Source organism: Microbacterium phyllosphaerae, assembly GCF_050628115.1.
Classification (GTDB): Bacteria; Actinomycetota; Actinomycetes; order Actinomycetales; family Microbacteriaceae; genus Microbacterium; species Microbacterium phyllosphaerae_A.
The window spans coordinates 2663609-2680506 of record NZ_CP192502.1 but is presented as its reverse complement, the minus strand read 5'-3'; the positions used below and the strand labels follow the sequence as shown (position 1 = coordinate 2680506).

16 protein-coding genes and 1 pseudogene are annotated in these 16898 nt (G+C 66.5%); 8 read left to right on the top strand and 9 right to left on the bottom strand.

Annotated features, from left to right (window positions below):
• Position 1: 1 nt before the first annotated feature.
• The 4 genes from ACQ4LY_RS12685 to rpsA form a co-directional block, all read right to left on the bottom strand.
• Positions 2 to 862 (bottom strand): ABC transporter permease, encoded by an 861-nt coding sequence (locus ACQ4LY_RS12685; RefSeq protein WP_431072000.1) that lies wholly within the window; start codon positions 860 to 862, stop codon positions 2 to 4.
• Positions 859 to 1905, bottom strand: coding sequence for an aliphatic sulfonate ABC transporter substrate-binding protein (locus ACQ4LY_RS12680; RefSeq protein WP_431071998.1), 1047 nt, complete (start codon positions 1903 to 1905; stop codon positions 859 to 861). Before ACQ4LY_RS12680 ends, ACQ4LY_RS12685 begins: the two co-directional genes overlap by 4 nt.
• On the bottom strand, positions 1902 to 2756 hold the full coding sequence (locus ACQ4LY_RS12675) for an ABC transporter ATP-binding protein (protein WP_431071996.1): 855 nt from the start codon (positions 2754 to 2756) through the stop codon (positions 1902 to 1904). The genes ACQ4LY_RS12680 and ACQ4LY_RS12675 overlap by 4 nt, the downstream gene beginning before the upstream one ends.
• A 145-nt stretch (positions 2757 to 2901) precedes the next feature.
• Positions 2902 to 4356: a 30S ribosomal protein S1 gene (rpsA, locus tag ACQ4LY_RS12670; protein WP_053096692.1), complete on the bottom strand. Its 1455-nt coding sequence runs from the start codon at positions 4354 to 4356 to the stop codon at positions 2902 to 2904.
• Between the two features lie 204 nt (positions 4357 to 4560).
• Here rpsA and ACQ4LY_RS12665 point away from each other — a divergent pair, with 204 nt between their 5' ends.
• Positions 4561 to 5496 (top strand): 5'-3' exonuclease, encoded by a 936-nt coding sequence (locus ACQ4LY_RS12665; protein ID WP_431071994.1) that lies wholly within the window; start codon positions 4561 to 4563, stop codon positions 5494 to 5496.
• 1 nt (position 5497) lies between these two features.
• Here ACQ4LY_RS12665 and ACQ4LY_RS12660 read toward each other — a convergent pair whose 3' ends face one another.
• Positions 5498 to 6484 (bottom strand): PHP domain-containing protein, encoded by a 987-nt coding sequence (locus tag ACQ4LY_RS12660; protein ID WP_431071992.1) that lies wholly within the window; start codon positions 6482 to 6484, stop codon positions 5498 to 5500.
• A gap of 9 nt (positions 6485 to 6493) precedes the next feature.
• Positions 6494 to 7558, bottom strand: a complete 1065-nt coding sequence (gene trpD / locus ACQ4LY_RS12655; protein ID WP_431071990.1) for an anthranilate phosphoribosyltransferase — start codon at positions 7556 to 7558, stop codon at positions 6494 to 6496.
• Between the two features lie 192 nt (positions 7559 to 7750).
• On the opposite strand from trpD, the gene ctaE reads away from it, so the two are divergent.
• The 7 genes and pseudogenes from ctaE to ACQ4LY_RS12620 all read left to right on the top strand — a co-directional run bounded on the left by ctaE (position 7751) and on the right by ACQ4LY_RS12620 (position 13663).
• The gene (gene ctaE, locus ACQ4LY_RS12650; RefSeq protein ID WP_431071988.1) at positions 7751 to 8404 is read left to right on the top strand and encodes an aa3-type cytochrome oxidase subunit III; all 654 of its coding nucleotides are present in this window, start codon (positions 7751 to 7753) and stop codon (positions 8402 to 8404) included.
• Between the two features lie 20 nt (positions 8405 to 8424).
• Positions 8425 to 9228, top strand: coding sequence for a cytochrome bc1 complex diheme cytochrome c subunit (gene qcrC, locus ACQ4LY_RS12645; protein ID WP_431071986.1), 804 nt, complete (start codon positions 8425 to 8427; stop codon positions 9226 to 9228).
• A gap of 36 nt (positions 9229 to 9264) precedes the next feature.
• A complete protein-coding gene (gene qcrA / locus ACQ4LY_RS12640) occupies positions 9265 to 10341 on the top strand; it encodes a cytochrome bc1 complex Rieske iron-sulfur subunit (RefSeq protein WP_431071984.1) in 1077 nt (358 codons plus the stop codon).
• Positions 10338 to 12152 (top strand): cytochrome bc1 complex cytochrome b subunit, encoded by a 1815-nt coding sequence (qcrB, locus tag ACQ4LY_RS12635; protein ID WP_431071982.1) that lies wholly within the window; start codon positions 10338 to 10340, stop codon positions 12150 to 12152. The genes qcrA and qcrB overlap by 4 nt, the downstream gene beginning before the upstream one ends.
• A gap of 92 nt (positions 12153 to 12244) precedes the next feature.
• Positions 12245 to 12658, top strand: coding sequence for a RidA family protein (locus ACQ4LY_RS12630; RefSeq protein WP_431071980.1), 414 nt, complete (start codon positions 12245 to 12247; stop codon positions 12656 to 12658).
• Positions 12655 to 13158, top strand: coding sequence for a GNAT family N-acetyltransferase (locus tag ACQ4LY_RS12625; RefSeq protein WP_431071978.1), 504 nt, complete (start codon positions 12655 to 12657; stop codon positions 13156 to 13158). Before ACQ4LY_RS12630 ends, ACQ4LY_RS12625 begins: the two co-directional genes overlap by 4 nt.
• Before the next feature lie 86 nt (positions 13159 to 13244).
• Positions 13245 to 13663 (top strand): annotated as a pseudogene (locus ACQ4LY_RS12620) (rhodanese-like domain-containing protein).
• 91 nt (positions 13664 to 13754) lie between these two features.
• Here ACQ4LY_RS12620 and ACQ4LY_RS12615 read toward each other — a convergent pair.
• The 3 genes from ACQ4LY_RS12615 to ctaC are packed head-to-tail and all read right to left on the bottom strand — an operon-like array spanning position 13755 to position 16832.
• The gene (locus tag ACQ4LY_RS12615; RefSeq protein ID WP_341958106.1) at positions 13755 to 14189 is read right to left on the bottom strand and encodes a cytochrome c oxidase subunit 4; all 435 of its coding nucleotides are present in this window, start codon (positions 14187 to 14189) and stop codon (positions 13755 to 13757) included.
• A gap of 3 nt (positions 14190 to 14192) precedes the next feature.
• On the bottom strand, positions 14193 to 15926 hold the full coding sequence (ctaD, locus tag ACQ4LY_RS12610; RefSeq protein ID WP_056307022.1) for an aa3-type cytochrome oxidase subunit I: 1734 nt from the start codon (positions 15924 to 15926) through the stop codon (positions 14193 to 14195).
• 3 nt (positions 15927 to 15929) lie between these two features.
• Positions 15930 to 16832, bottom strand: coding sequence for an aa3-type cytochrome oxidase subunit II (ctaC, locus tag ACQ4LY_RS12605; protein ID WP_431071975.1), 903 nt, complete (start codon positions 16830 to 16832; stop codon positions 15930 to 15932).
• Positions 16833 to 16898: the final 66 nt, after the last annotated feature.

Here is a 16898-nt window from a genome sequence, read left to right as displayed (position 1 = left end):
GTCAGACCCACCGTCGGAGCAGATACTTCTCGACCAGCACGAGAAGCGCGTTGGTGATCGTGCCGAGAAGTGCCAGCAGGACGATCGACAGGATGATCCTGTCGACACGTCCGCTGTTCTGCGAGTCCGTGAGCAGGAACCCGAGGCCCATCGACGAGGCGATCAGCTCGGCGGCGACGAGGAACAGCCAGGCCTGCGCGAGTGCGAGACGGAGGCCCGCGACCACAGACGGCACGACGGCAGGCAGCTGGACGGTGCGGAACAGCGACCAGCCGCGGAGGCTGAACGAGCGTCCTGCCTCGACGAGCTGGGGATCGACGTGCCGGAGCGCCGATGCGACGGTCGTGTAGACCGGAAAGAACGCACCGATGGCGATCAGCGTCACCTTGGACTCCTCCCCGATCTGCATCCAGAGGATCAGGAGCGGCACCCAGGCCAGAGACGGGACCGCACGGACCGCCGAGAGCGTGGGACTGAGCAGCACGTCGCCGATCCTCGAGAGCCCGACGATCCCCGCGATCGCGAGTCCGATCACGGATCCGATCGCGAAGCCGAGCAGCACGCGCTGCACCGAGATCGCGATGTGGGTCCAGAGCAGACCGCGATCGGCCAGTTCGACGCCGGCGGCGAAGACGGACTCCGGAGACGGGAGGAGGTAGGGCGCCACGAGTCCGGTGGTCGTCACGACCTGCCAGGCGATGATGATGACCGCGGGGAGCAAGAATCCGCCGATGACGCGCACCACCGGACGGTCCCACGCATGCCGCGCGCCCACCTCCGCGTGCCGACGGACGCCGCGAGCGGCGTCGAGCGCCTCCCGTGCGTCCGCGGGTACCACCACGCGCTGGTCGGGAAGACTCACTCGCCCCCGACCGCCTTCTCTGCGAAGGTGGCGTTGACGATCGAGTCCAGCGCCTTGTCGACCGAGTCCTTGCCGCCCTGGACATCACCGGAGTCGACGAGCACGGGAGCGATCTTCTCGAGCACCGCGACCTGGTCGTCTCCCGGGATGCCGCTCACGTCGAGGTTCGAGCGCTCGGTGATGACGGTCTTCGCGACCTCGATGTCGATGCCCGCGACCTCGGCCAGCAGCGCGGCCGTCTCATCGGGGTTCTCGAGGGCCCACTCGCGCGCCTGCTCGTAGGCGTCGACGACCGCCTGCGCGAGGTCCGCGTGGTTCTCGATGAAGTCCTCGGTGGCGTTCAGGAATCCGTAGGTGTTGAAGTCGACGTTGCGGTAGATGAGCTGGTCGCCCGACTCCACCTCGGCCGCGGCCATGATCGGGTCGAGGCCCGCCCAGGCGTCGACCGAGCCGCCGTCGAGCGCTGCGCGCCCGTCCGCGTGCTGGAGGTTCTGCACCTCGACGTCGTCGACCGAGAGGCCGGCTTCCTCGAGCGACTGCAGCAGGAAGAAGTAGGGGTCCGTGCCCTTCGTCGCGGCGACCGACTTGCCCGCGAGGTCCTCGACCGAGGTGATGTCGCTGTCGGGGCCGACGACGATCGCCGACCACTCGGGCTGCGAGAAGATGTCGATGACCTGGATCGGCGAGCCGTTCGCCCGGGCGAGGAGCGCGGCGGAGCCGGCCGTCGACCCCACGTCGATCGACCCGGAGCGCAGCAGCTCATTCGCCTTGTTGGAGCCGGCGGACTGCACCCATTCGACGTCGACGTCGTCGCCCAGGATGTCCTCGAGGATTCCCTGATCGCGGATCACGAGGCTCAGCGGGTTGTAAGTGGCGAAGTCGATCGACAGTGTGTCGGACGACCACTCGCCGCTCGCTGCGGCATCGTCGCTCGACGTGTCGGAGGCCGTGGCGTTCTCCCCGGCGACGCAGCCGGACGCTACGAGCATCATCGTCCCGGCGATGGCGATCGCGGGGATGATTCGGCGGGTGATGGTGCTCATCGGGTCTCCTCGGTGGCGGTGCTGTGGTGGGTGTCGACACCGAGTCCCTCGAGGAGCTCGGCGCGGAGGTCCGCGAGGCCGCGATCGGCGCGGTCGCGGGGGCGGATGCCGGGGACCGTGATCGTGCGCGCGATGGAGGGCGCGTGCGTCTCGGCGTCGCCGACCAGCGTGCGCAGCAGCAGCACGCGATCGGCCAGGTACAGGGCCTCTTCGACGTCGTGGGTGACGAAGAGGACCGTGGTGGGCTCTGCGGCGTGGATCTTCAGGAGGAGATCGTGCATCCGCAGTCGCGTGAGCGCGTCGAGCGCACCGAAGGGCTCGTCGAGGAGGAGGACGCCGGGGTTGCGGGCGAGTGCGCGGGCGAGGGAGGCGCGCTGCGCCATTCCACCCGACACCTCGCGCGGACGCTGGTCTGCGGCCTGCTCGAGACCGACGAGTTCGAGCAGCTCGCGTACGCGTTCGCGACCCTCACGCCGCGCGGTACCGCGGGGAAGCCCGAGTTCGACGTTCTGCGCGATGGTTCGCCACGGCAGGAGCCTGGGCTCCTGGAAGGCGATCGCGGTGCGCTCGTCGACATCGGCGACGCCGGAGTCGTCGAGCAGGATGCTGCCGCTCGTCGGCGCATCCAGCCCGCCGACCAGACGCAGGAGCGTGGACTTGCCGCATCCTGACGGCCCGACGATCGCGACGATCTCGCCGGCTGCGACCTCGACGTCGATCCCTCGGAGCACATCACGCCGACCGCGGGCGACGGGGAAGCTGCGCTCCACCCCGCGCAGGCGCACGGGCTGGGCGGTGCCGGCGATCGCCGGGCCGCGTGCCGTGGCCGGCGCGGAGAGCAGAGAGGTCATACCCCCATGCTGTCCAACCCGCTGAAATGTGACGAATGCGGACGTAATGTTCGGTCACGTAGACGGGCACGTCGCACGAACTCGGGCTCATACGCGGAACGGGCCGCCATCCCGAAGGATGACGGCCCGTTCCAGAGCGTGATGCTTAAGCGTTGCCGCCCGAGAGCTTCTCGCGGAGAGCCGCGAGAGCCTCGTCGTCAGCGAGCGTGCCCGCGCCTGCGGCCTCGCTCGAGAAGACCTGGCCACCGAAGTCGTCGCCAGCGGCCGCCTCGGCCTCGGCTGCCTTGGCAACCTGAGCCTTGTGGGCCTCCCAGCGAGCCTGGGCCGCAGCGTACTCCTGCTCCCATGCCTCGCGCTGGGTGTCGAAGCCTTCCTTCCATGCACCGGTCTCGGGGTCGAAGCCCTCCGGGTACTTGTACTCGCCGGCCTCGTCGTACTCGGCGAGCATGCCGTAGAGCGCCGGGTCGAACTCGGTGCCGTTGACGTCGACGGCCTCGTTCGCCTGCTTCAGCGAAAGCGAGATGCGGCGACGCTCGAGGTCGATGTCGATGACCTTGACGAAGACCTCTTCGCCGACCGACACGACCTGCTCGGCCAGCTCGACGTGCTTGCTGGAGAGCTCGGAGATGTGGACGAGGCCCTCGATGCCGTCTGCGACGCGCACGAACGCACCGAACGGAACGAGCTTGGTGACCTTACCCGGCGTGACCTGACCGATCGCGTGGGTACGGGCGAAGACCTGCCACGGGTCCTCCTGCGTCGCCTTCAGCGACAGGGAGACGCGCTCGCGGTCGAGGTCGACCTCGAGGATCTCGACGGTGACCTCCTGGCCGACCTCGACGACCTCGGAGGCGTGCTCGATGTGCTTCCAGGACAGTTCGGAGACGTGCACGAGGCCGTCCACGCCGCCCAGGTCGACGAACGCACCGAAGTTGACGATCGACGAGACGACACCCTTGCGGACCTGACCCTTGTGCAGGTTGTTCAGGAACGTGGTGCGCGACTCCGACTGCGTCTGCTCGAGCAGCGCACGGCGGCTGAGCACGACGTTGTTGCGGTTCTTGTCGAGCTCGAGGATCTTGGCCTCGATCTCCTGGCCGAGGTACGGCGTGAGGTCGCGGACGCGGCGAAGCTCGATGAGCGAAGCCGGGAGGAAGCCACGGAGGCCGATGTCGACGATGAGTCCACCCTTGACGACCTCGATGACCGTACCGGTGACGACTCCGTCGTTCTCCTTGATCTTCTCGACGTCTCCCCAGGCACGCTCGTACTGAGCACGCTTCTTGGAGAGGATCAGACGGCCTTCCTTGTCCTCCTTCTGGAGAACCAGGGCCTCGACCTCGTCGCCGACCTTGACGACCTCGTTCGGGTCGACGTCGTGCTTGATCGAGAGCTCGCGCGAGGGGATGACACCCTCGGTCTTGTATCCGACATCGAGCAGGACCTCATCGCGGTCGATCTTGACGATCGTTCCTTCGATGATGTCGCCGTCGTTGAAGAACTTCAGGGTCTTCTCGACCGCGGCCAGGAAGTCCTCAGCAGATCCGATGTCGTTGATGGCGACCTGCTTGGTGGCCGGGGCGGTCGTTGCGGTAGTCATGTAGTGGGTTGTCCTTGTGAATGGAGACTCGGGCTGAAAGCTCCGGCCGCGCACGGCCGATCACGAGCTCTGCAGCGATTGATTTGGTTTCTGCCGCCCGGGCATGCATAGGCACGCCACGAGTGACAGTCAAGGCTATCAGATCTCGGGGCCGTGCGAAGGATGAGATACCACGCGCGGCGTGCGCGCTGACAGACTGTCGGCATGCCACGCGCCGACAAGCTGCTTCTGCTCGACACCGCCAGTCTCTACTTCCGCGCCTTCTACGGCGTTCCCGACAAGGTGACGGCGCCGGACGGCTCCCCCATCAACGCGGCCCGCGGCCTGCTCGACATCATCGCGAAGCTCATCACCCTGTACGAGCCGACGCACGTGATCGCCTGCTGGGATGACGACTGGCGGCCGCAGTGGAGGGTCGACCTGATCCCGAGCTACAAGTCGCACCGAGTGGTCGAGGTCGTGGCGGCAGGGCCGGACGTCGAAGAGGTGCCCGACCCGCTCGAGGCCCAGATCCCGCTGATCCGTGAGGCTCTCGGCCTCCTCGGCATCCCGATCATCGGTGTCGCCGAACACGAGGCGGACGACGTCATCGGCACCCTCGCCACGCACGCGACCATGCCGGTCGACATCGTCACGGGCGACCGCGACCTGTTCCAGCTCGTCGACGACGCGAGGGATGTCCGTGTCGTCTACACGGCACGTGGCATGAGCAACCTCGAGATCGTGACGGATGCCGTGGTCGTCGCGAAGTACGGCGTGCTCCCAGGGCAGTACGCCGACTTCGCCACGATGCGGGGCGATGCGTCCGACGGTCTGCCCGGCGTCGCCGGCGTCGGCGAGAAGACCGCAGCGACCCTGCTGCAGTCCCACGGAGATCTCGTCGGGATCCGCGCGGCGGCAGAAGCCGGAGAAGGCATGAGCGCCGGGGTCCGAGCGAAGATACTCGCAGCGTCCGACTACCTCGACGTCGCCCCGACCGTCGTCGCCGTGGCCCCCGATCTCGACATCGAGGCGCCGACCGAGGCACTGCGGCCGCTCGATCCGGCCGAGGTGGATGCAGCGACCGCGGTCGCTGCGAAGTGGAACCTCGGATCTTCGATGGCCCGCGCCGTCGCGGCAGTGGCCACCGTAGAGGACTGAGTCAGTTCGCCCAGGCGAGCAGTCGATCGAGACTCCAGGTCGTGATGATGCGGGAGGTCGGCACTCCGGCCCGCTCCGCGCGTTCTGCGCCGTGGTCGAGCAGCGAGAGCTGACCCGGCGCGTGCGCATCCGAATCGATCGAGAAGAGGCACCCGGCGTCGAGGGCGATCGCGATCAGCTCGTCAGGCGGGTCCTGCCGCTCCGGTCGGGAATTGATCTCGACCGCGACGCCGTTCTCGGCGCAGGCCGAGAAGACTGCGCGGGCGTCGAACTGCGACTCCGGCCGAGTGCCCCGCTCCCCCTGCACGAGGCGGCCGGTGCAATGGCCGAGCACGTTGACTCGCGGGTGCGACACGGCAGCGATCATCCGCGCCGTCATCGGCCTCGCTTCCATGCGCAGCTTCGAATGGACGGATGCGACGACGATGTCGAGCTCGCCGAGCAGCGAGTCCTCCTGGTCGAGGGCGCCGTCCTCGAGGATGTCGACCTCGATCCCCGCGAGCAGCGTGAACCCGTCTCCTGACTCCGCCCGCACGAGCGGGATCTGCTCGCGGAGCCTCTCGGCGGAGAGCCCGCGGGCCACCCGGAGACGCGGCGAATGATCGGTGATCGCCTGATACTCATGCCCGAGCGCCCGCGCCGCCGCCGCCATGACGGGGATGGGGGTGGTGCCGTCTGACCAGTCCGTGTGGGCGTGCAGGTCACCGCGGAGCCTGGCGCGCAGTCGCGACTCCTTCTCGGGCTCGACCTCTCCGCGCAGCTCGACGAGATAGTCCGGAACCTCTCCGGCCTGCGCCTGCCGGATGACGCCGAAGGTCGACTCCCCTATGCCTTTGGCGGCGCGCAACCGGGTGGGGTCCTCGCGGACGTCCTCTGGCAGCTGCTGCAGAGTCGCCGCCGCCTGGCGGAACGCCTTCGCCCGGTAGCGCGAAGCCCGTTCGCGCTCCAGCAGAGACGCGATCTCGAGCAGTGCGGCGACGGGGTCCATATGTCTTCCCTACGCGGAGGCGAGCTCTCGGCTCACGCTGATCCATTCGTCCAGCTTCGCGATGGCCCGGCCGTCGTCGACCGCGGCGGCCGCACGCTCGTATCCCTCGCGCAGGCGCTCCAGGATCGGACGCTGGACCTGCGCGGCATCCTGCGACAGCTCGAACGCGACGATCCCTGCCGCGGCGTTCAGCAGCACGATGTCGCGCACCGCGCCCATCTCGCCGTCCAGCGTCCTGCGCAGGATCTCCGCATTGTGGTCGGGGGTGCCACCTATCAGATCGGCGAGATCGGCGACCGGGATGCCGAGGTCGCGCGGATCGAGGTCGTGCTCGTGGATGTCTCCACGCGTGACCTCCCAGATGCGACTGTGGCCGGTGGTGGTCAGCTCGTCCAGGCCGTCATCGCCGCGGAACACCAGCGCCGTCGCGCCGCGGGTGCGGAACACACCGGTGATGAGCGGAACGCGCTCGAGTTGCGCCACACCGACGGCGTTCGCCTCGGCGCGGGCCGGGTTGCACAGTGGACCGAGCATGTTGAACACCGTCGGCACTCCGAGCTCTGCGCGAACGGCCCCCGCGTGCTTGAAGCCGGGGTGGAAGGCACCCGCCCAGGCGAAGGTGATGCCGGTGCGATCGAGGATCGACGACACCGCGGCAGGGTCGAGGGTGAGTTCGAGCCCGAGCGCGCTCAGCACATCCGATGAGCCGGAGGCGGAGCTGGCAGCCCTGTTTCCGTGCTTGACGACGGGAACGCCTGTCGCGCCGATGATCACCGCTGCGGTCGTCGAGACGTTGACCGTGCCGACCCGGTCGCCGCCGGTGCCGACGATGTCGAGAACGTTCGGCGACACGGGAAGCGGAACAGCCGCCTCGAGGATCGCGTCGCGGAACCCGACGATCTCATCGATGGTCTCTCCCTTGGCCCGCAATGCGACGAGGAATCCCGCGAGCTGCGCCTCGGTCACATCGCCGCGCATGATCTGACGCATGGCCCAGGTGGACTCCCAGACGCTGAGGTCGCGGCGCTCCAGGAGAGTGGTGAGCACGTCGGACCAGGTCAGGGAATCAGCCATGTGTGCGATCCTATCGGCGCCGGGAAAACGTGCAGACTCTTCCGCACGGGCCCTCCCGCCCGCGGCACCCCCAGTTTCCCGCGGATTCACCGAGGATTCGCAGCGTTTTCTTAGGGTTGCCTAAGTCGCATGACAGCGAATCGGGGGCCTCCGGTGCGAGAATCACGCCCGAGGATCGGCCATAATGGAAGGGTGACGACCTCAGCGACGTATGCCCCGGCGGCAAGAACGATCAAGCGCCCCAACCCGGTAGCTGTCGGCACCATTGTGTGGCTCGGCAGCGAGGTGATGTTCTTCGCGGGACTCTTCGCGATCTACTTCACTCTCCGCAGCACCTCACCGGAGCTCTGGGCCGACCGCACCGAACTGCTGAACGTCCCGTTCGCGTTCGTCAACACGGCGATCCTGGTGTTCTCCTCTTTCACGTGCCAGATGGGCGTGTTCGCGGCAGAGGACCTGCAGCCGTACCGCATCGCCAAGGGGCAGAAGAACGGCGCCGGCCGCCGTCGCCTCTTCGGCTGGGGCATGGTCGAGTGGTTCTTCCTCACCTTCGCGCTCGGTGCGATCTTCGTCTCCGGCCAGGTGTGGGAGTACGCACAGCTCGTGGCTGAGGGCATGCCGATCGGCGCCGACTCCTACGCATCCGCGTTCTACCTGACGACGGGCTTCCACGCCCTGCACGTCACCGGCGGCCTCATCGCGTTCCTGCTCGTCATCGGACGCGCATACGCCGTCAAGAATTTCCGGCACAAGGAGGCGACCTCCTCGATCGTGGTGTCCTACTACTGGCACTTCGTCGACGTCGTCTGGATCGTGCTGTTCGTCGTTATCTACTTCCTGAAATAAGAGCGGAGCTGATCCCCGAGATGGCACGAGAGAAGAAGCGCCGTTCGAACGGCCGTCGCAGTCCCCTGGCTGCGGTGGCACTCATCGGAGCAGGCCTCATGATCACCGGCGCCGTGTACGCCGGAACATCCGCAGCCTTCGCTGCGACCGACACGCAGACCACCGCCGCGAGCACCCTCACCGTCGAAGACGGCGAGAAGCTGTTCACGGCGAACTGCGCCACCTGCCACGGCCTCGACCTGCAGGGAACCGCGAACGGGCCCAGCCTCTACGGCGTCGGCGAGCTCGCGACCGAGTTCCAGCTGTCGACCGGACGCATGCCCCTGCAGATGCAGGGACCCCAGGCCCCGCAGAAGACGCCGCAGTTCACGGAGGACCAGATCCTGGCGATCTCGTCGTTCGTCCAGGAGTCTGCTCCCGGTCCGACCTTCCCCGAGGAGCACATCCTCGACGGCGGCGGAGATGTCGCGAACGGCGCCGAGCTGTTCCGCGTCAACTGCGCGATGTGCCACAACGTGGCGGCAGCCGGTGGTGCACTCACCGAGGGCAAGTACGCCCCGGCTCTGACCGAGACCAGCGCGCTGCACATGTACGCGGCCATGGTCACCGGTCCCCAGAACATGCCCGTCTTCGGCGACATGAACCTGTCGGACGAAGACAAGCGCGACATCATCTCGGCGCTGCTCTACCAGCAGCAGTCCGTGCAGATCGGCGGATTCTCGCTCGGTTCGCTGGGTCCCGTCTCCGAGGGCCTGTTCGTCTGGATCTTCGGCATCGGCGCGCTCGTCGCCATCACCGTGTGGATCACGGCGAAGTCCAACTGACGCTTATTCATCGAAGAGGAACGTACGAGGAGCACCATGGCACACGACGACGACTCGCAGGCTCTTGACAGGGCCTACCAGCCCTCTCCGGGGCTGGGTGTCGCAGTCAGCGATCCCGTGCAGAACCCCGGGCTGCCGCCGCACCGCGAGCGGATGACCGATAAGGACCCGCGCGCTGAGAAGGCTGCGGAGCGCACGGTCTACACCCTGTTCTACCTCTCGCTGGCAGGAAGCATCTGGGCCGTCGCCGCCTACATGCTCTTCCCCATCGAGAGCGGCGCGCTCATCGACATCCGTCAGAACAACCTCTTCATCGGTCTGGGCATCGCACTGGCTCTGCTCTCGATCGGCATCGGGGCGATCCACTGGTCCAAGGCGCTCATGAGCGACAAGGAGCACATCGAGTACCGCCACCCCACCCGTGGCAAGGAGTCGACGCGCGAAGCGGTCATCGAGGCGTTCGAGACCGCCAACGAGGAGTCCGGCTTCGGCCGCCGCACCATGATCCGCAACTCGCTGTTCGCAGCGATCGTGGCCTCGATCATCCCGGGCGTGACCCTGTTCCGTGGCCTCGCTCCGCACAGCACTCCCGACGACCCCACAGCGGGCGACCCGGTCGTGCTGCTGAAGCAGACGATGTGGGAGAAGGGTCAGCGTCTCGTGCGCGACCCCGATGGAACCCCCATCCGCGCCGCTGACGTCACCCTCGGATCCGCGTTCCACGTGATCCCGGAGGACCTCGCAGACCTCAGCCACCACGACGGCTACCTCGAGGAGAAGGCGAAGGCGATCGTGCTGATGATGCGCCTCCGCCCCGAGCAGCTCATCGAGGCCGAGGACCGCAAGGACTGGTCCTACGACGGCATCGTCGCGTACTCCAAGGTCTGCACGCACGTCGGCTGCCCTGTCGCTCTGTACGAGCAGCAGACGCACCACCTTCTGTGCCCCTGCCACCAGTCGCAGTTCGACGTCACGGATCACGCCAAGGTCATCTTCGGCCCGGCCGCACGCCCGCTGCCGCAGCTGCCCATCACCGTCGACGACGAGGGCTACCTCGTCGCACGCAGTGACTTCACCGAGCCCGTCGGCCCGAGCTTCTGGGAGCGCCATTGAGCACCGCAACGCTGTCCAAAGAGGACAAGGACAACAAGGCGCCTCTCGGCGGCCGATTCGTCGGCGCCGCGTCGAACTACATCGATGAGCGCACCAGCATCTCCGGCTTCGTCAAGGAGCTCGGACGCAAGATCTTCCCCGACCACTGGTCGTTCATGCTCGGCGAGATCGCGCTGTGGAGCTTCGTGGTGGTGTTCCTCTCCGGAACCTTCCTGACGTTCTTCTTCCAGGCATCGATGGTCGAGACCCACTACACCGGTGCCTACGCGCCGATGCGCGGTATCGAGATGTCGGCGGCCCTCGAGTCATCGCTGCACATCTCGTTCGACCTCCGCGGAGGTCTGCTGGTCCGCCAGATCCACCACTGGGCCGCGCTCGTGTTCGTCGCCGGAATCGGCGTGCACATGCTGCGCGTCTTCTTCACCGGTGCGTTCCGCAAGCCCCGCGAGCTCAACTGGGTGATCGGCTTCGTGCTGTTCATCCTCGCGATGGCCGAGGGCTTCACCGGCTACTCGCTTCCTGACGACCTGCTGTCGGGCAACGGCCTCCGCATCATCGACGGCATGGTGAAGGGCATCCCCCTGATCGGCACGTGGACCTCCTTCCTGCTCTTCGGCGGCGAGTTCCCCGGCACCGACATCGTCGGCCGCCTGTACACGCTGCACATCCTGTTGCTGCCGCTGCTCGTCATCGGTCTGATCGTCGTGCACCTGATGCTGATGATCGTCAACAAGCACACGCAGTTCGCCGGTCCCGGCCGCACGAACGACAACGTCGTGGGCTACCCGATGATGCCGGTTTACATGTCGAAGATGGGCGGCTACCTGTTCATCGTCTTCGGCACGATCGTGCTGATCGCGACGTTCTTCCAGATCAACCCGATCTGGAACTACGGCCCGTACGACCCGTCACCCGTCTCCGCCGGTACCCAGCCTGACTGGTACATCGGATTCGCTGACGGAGCGCTGCGACTGGCGCCGTCGAACCTCGACGTCGTGTTCCTCGACCACACCTGGTCGTTCGGGATCCTCCTGCCGCTGGTGGTGCTCGGGTTGTTCATCGTGCTCGTCGCGATCTACCCCTTCCTCGAGGCGTGGATCACGGGCGACAAGCGCGAGCACCACATCGCTCAGCGTCCGCGCAACGCGGCGACCCGCACCGCCATCGGCGTGGCCGGCGTCATCTTCTACGCGGTGCTGTGGGCTGCGGCTTCCTCCGACCTCATCGCGACGCACTTCATGCTCACGATGGAAGGCGTGATCCACACGCTCCAGGCACTGCTGTTCGTCGGCCCCGTGCTCGGGTACTTCGTGACGAAGCGCATCGCTCTCGCGCTGCAGAAGAAGGATCGCGAGATCGTCCTGCACGGTTTCGAGTCGGGCCGCATCGTCCGCCTCCCCGGCGGCGAGTTCATCGAGGTGCACCAGCCGGTCGACAAGTACGACCGCTGGAAGCTCATCGACGTCGACGGCTACGAGCCGCTGGTCGTCCGTCCGAATGCGAAGGGACGCATCTCGTGGACCGAGAACCTGCGCTCCTCCGTCTCGCGCTGGTTCTTCGAGGACCGTCTCGCCCCGCTCACGCAGGCCGAGGTCGAGGCCGCGGATGCTCACCAGCACCATGTCGAGGCTCACAACGATGAGACCGAGGCAGCAGAGATCCAGGGCGCTCACGAGCGTGCAGGTTTCCCTGACGCGCCTCTGACCGTGGGCGAGACCCACGTCGACGAGACGCCGAACACCCCCAGCACGGTCATCTCGACCGAGCCGGTGAAGAAGCCCCGCAAGAAGAAGTCGGAGGACGGCGAGTAAGACCGCCGCTCCCCCGCGTGGGCCCTGTCCGTTTCGGACAGGGCCCTCTTCGTGTCCGGGAGGCTCCCACCTGGGCGTGGAAGGATCGGTATATGAGCTCAGCAGTCCAACTCATCCGTTCCGCCGACCTCGCCGCAGCACCCTATGCTTACGCGGCCACAGCACCATCCGGATCCCGGCTGATCTTCCTCGCCGGCGCATGCCCACTCGAAGACGACGGCAGCACGACAGCACCCGGCGACTACGCCGCGCAGGCTGCACGCTGCGTCGAGACGCTGCGCACAGCGCTGCACGCCAGCGGCGCGACTCTCACCGACATCATCAGCACACGCGTCCTGGTGGCCTCGTCGTCCCAGAAGGACCTGGTGGCAGCCTGGGACGTCGTACACGCCGCCTTCGGCGATCACGACGTGCCGAGCACCCTCCTGGGGGTCACGGTACTCGGCTACGATCACCAGCTGGTCGAGATAGAAGCGATCGCAGCGGTTGCGGAGGACCCACGATGAACGGCGTCATCCGGCCGGGCGTCGCCGAGGATGCCGAGATCCTGCACGCCATCGAAGCGCACGCCGATGCGCTTCTGATCGACAGCCTGGGGGCGCCCGAATGGCCACCGGCCGGCGATGGCGCCGAGAGACTCGGTGCACCCGGTTTCGTCCTGGTGGTCGAGGACGCCGAAGACTCCTCCCCCGTCGGCTTCGTGCACGTGCTCGACGCCGACGGTCACGCGCACCTCGAGCAGCTCTCCGTCCTCCCCTCCTCCGGTCGACAGGGCTATGGACGCCGCCTCGTCGACGCCGCGCTCGACGAAGCCCGCGAACGCGGCTACACGCGGATGTCATTGCGGACCTATGCCGAGATCCCCTGGAACGCTCCGTTCTACGCCTCGTGCGGATTCCTCGAGAGCATCCCGGAGACCCCGTTCCAGCGCGGCCTCGTGGACACAGAGGCCTCGCTCTCGCTCGATCGTTACGGGCGGCGCCTGCAGATGACTGTGGAACTCTGACCGCTCGTTCAGACATTGGCGGAATCCGATGCGCCTTCGTCCGGATGATGAGGGCGCGCCCCAGGGCGTCTCCCTACGCTGGGATCATGATCGAACGCGCTGAGTACTACGCCGCCAAACTCGCCTACGAGACCGACGCCAGCGACGTCCACGCCGCACTGAAGGCCGGCGAGGAGGTCGTCGTCATCGATGTCCGCTCCGACGAGGCCTGGGCCAGGGACGCATCTCGGGAGCCATCCACATGCACTACAGCGAGATCGCGACCCGCGCACCCCTCGAGATTCCCGCCCACACCTCTGTCGTCGTCTACTGCTGGAGCCCCGGGTGCAACGCAGGCGCGAAGGGCGCCAGGGAGTTCGCCGTTCTCGGGTACGACGTGCGCGAGATGATCGGTGGCTTCGAGTACTGGGTTCGCGAGGGCTACCCGGTGGAGGACGCGGACGGCGTGCATCACCGCCCGGTCGATCCGCTCACCGGCGTGGCACGGGTGCGCACGAAGGCCTAGACATCGCCCGGCCCTCGACCTGCGGGCCAGCGCGCGGGGATACGACGAAGAAGGCCCCTGGGACGGATCCCAGGGGCCTTCTTCGTGACACTCAGCGGGCGAAGTTGCCGCGGTAGTACTCGTACACCCAGCCGACGATCGCGACCACGAAGATCGCGAGGCCGATCGGGAGCAGGAAGTGACCGACCGCGAGTCCGACGACGAACACCGCAGCGGATCCGGCCAGCACGATCGGCCACCAGGACCACGGGCTGAACTCGCCAAGTTCAGGGTCACCGTCATCGATGTCGCTGGTCAGGATGTCTTCGGGCAGCTCACCGTTCTGCGCCTTGTGCGTGCGATCGAGGTAGAACGCGATCAGCGCGCCCATGAAGGCTGCGAAGAACAGCGCGACGGTGCCGACCCATTCGATCCGCTCGGCGAAGTTCTCCGACGGAGTCGCCAGGATGTGCCAGCCGGTGTAGACGACGCCGACCAGTGCGAAGAACGCGGTCAGGATCCACCAGAGAATGACGTTGTCGCGCATGGCTCAGTGGCCCTCTCGCTCGCCGGGAGCGGCAGGCGTGAACTCCGCCGCCTCGGGGTGGTTCAGGTCGAATGCAGGACGCTCGCTGCGGATGCGCGGGATCGACGTGAAGTTGTGCCGCGGCGGCGGGCACGAGGTCGCCCACTCGAGCGATGCCCCGTAGCCCCACGGGTCGTTGACCGTGACCTTGGGCGCCTTGCGCGCCGTGATCCAGACGTTCAGGAAGAACGGCAGCATCGAGGCCCCGAGGATGATCGCACCGATCGTCGACACCTGGTTCTGCCAGGTCCAGCCGTCTGCCGCCGAGTAGTCCGCGTAGCGACGGACCATGCCGTCGACGCCCAGCCAGTGCTGGATGAGGAACGTCATGTGGAAGCCGATGAACAGCATCCAGAAGTGCACGTAGCCGAGGCGCTCGTTGAGCATGCGTCCGGTCCACTTCGGCCACCAGAAGTAGAAACCGGCGAACATCGCGAACACGACCGTGCCGAAGACCACGTAGTGGAAGTGAGCGACCACGAAGTAGGAGTCGGACAGCGCGAAGTCCAGCGGCGGAGCCGCGAGGATGACGCCGGTCAGACCACCGAAGACGAACGACACGAGGAAGCCGAGCGCGAACACCATCGGCGTCTCGAACGTCACGGACCCTCGCCAGAGCGTTCCGATCCAGTTGAAGATCTTCACACCCGTCGGCACCGCGATGAGCATCGTCATCAGGGCGAAGAACGGAAGCAGCACGGAACCCGTGACGTACATGTGGTGCGCCCACACCGCGACCGAGAGCGCCGCGATGGCGATCGTCGCGTAGACCAGGGTCTTGTATCCGAAGATCGGCTTGCGGCTGAACACCGGGAAGATCTCCGACACGATGCCGAAGAACGGCAGCGCGATGATGTAGACCTCGGGGTGACCGAAGAACCAGAACAGGTGCTGCCAGAGCAGGACGCCGCCGTTGGCCGGGTCGTAGATGTGCGCGCCGAGGATTCGGTCGGCTGCCGCGGCGAAGATCGCAGCGGCGAGCACCGGGAAGGCCATCAGGATCAGGAGGCTCGTGATGAGCGTGTTCCACGAGAAGATCGGCATACGCCACATGGTCATTCCGGGCGCACGCATCGTGATCACGGTGGTGATGAAGTTCACCGCTCCGAGAATGGTTCCGAAGCCCGAGATGCCGAGGCCGACCATCCACAGGTTTCCACCGACACCCGGCGAGAACGAGGCGCTCGCGAGGGGCTGGTAGGCGAACCATCCGAACGACGCGGCACCCTGAGGCGTGAGGAAGCCGGCCACGGCGATCGTGGAGCCGAAGAGGAAGAGCCAGAATGCGAAGGCGTTCAGACGCGGGAACGCGACGTCCGGCGCTCCGAGCTGCAGCGGCAGGATCGCGTTCGCGAAGCCGGCGAAGAGCGGCGTCGCGAACATCAGCAGCATGATCGTGCCGTGCATCGTGAAGAGCTGGTTGTACTGCTCCTTCGTCGGGATGATCTGCATCCCGGGAGCGAACAGCTCTGCACGGATGACGAGGGCCATCACACCACCGAGGAGGAAGAACAGCACCGAGGCGATGAGGTACATGTACCCGATCGTCTTGTGGTCGGTGGAGGTGATCCACTTGACGACGATGTTGCCCTTCTGCTCGACGCGCGAGGAGCTCATGAGAGCGGCCTGGCGTGCGGGCAGAGTCGTGGGTCGGGAGCGGGGCGCCTCGTCGGTGCGGGGGGCTTCAGTTGTCGACATGGCTTACTCCTCTCCTTCCTCGGAGTCGGTCGTTGCGGTGGTGCCCGGGAAGTTCGACAGACGGTCGTATGCATCCGTGATGTCGCCGGTGTTGCCTTCCTCCTCGAGCGACTGGAGGTAGGCGTCGTACTCGTCCTGCTCGACGACCTTCACGTTGAACAGCATCATCGAGTGGTACTCGCCGCACAGCTCAGCGCACTTGCCGGCGTACTCGCCGACGCGCGTCGGGATGAAGGACCAGGAATTGTCCTTCCCGATGTACATGTCCTTCTTGTACAGGAAGTCGATGATCCAGAACGAGTGGATGACATCGCGCGACTGCAGGTTGATGGTGACCTTCTGGTCCACCGGCAGCACCAGAGTCGGAAGCTGCGCCTGGTCGATGTTGCCGGCGGCGTCGGGCTGAGCCTGGATGCCCATGGTCCAGACGGCGTCCGAGTTGTCCTCTTCTTCGCCGTCGTACTGGAAGTCCCACGCCCACTGCTTCGCGATCGCGGTGATCTCGACGTCGGGGTCATCCCACTTCGCCTCGATCGCACTCTGGTCGCGAGCGGTGAAGAAGAACATCCCCAACACCAGGATGAGCGGCACGATCGTGTAGAAGATCTCGATCGGCATGTTGTAGCGCATCTGCACCGGCAGGCCGGTCTGTCCCTTGCGGCGACGGTAGGCGATCGCGGCCCAGGCCATCAGGCCCCAGGTGATCACGCCGACGGCGAGGAGGACGATCCAGGAGTTCACCCAGAGCGAGGACACGCGCTCGGTCTGGTTGGTGGCCGCAGGCTCACCCTCCACGAAGCCAGGGAGGTAACCGTTCAGCTCAGTGGCAGTACATCCCGCCAGGGCCACGGCTGCCGCTACTCCCAGAGGAAGAGCGGCCCAACGAAGGCGGCGTTTCGAGGGCACGATGCACCTTTCAGATTGCGGACAGGGCACACCCAAGTCTAGGGCAACCTCACACCTGATTCATGC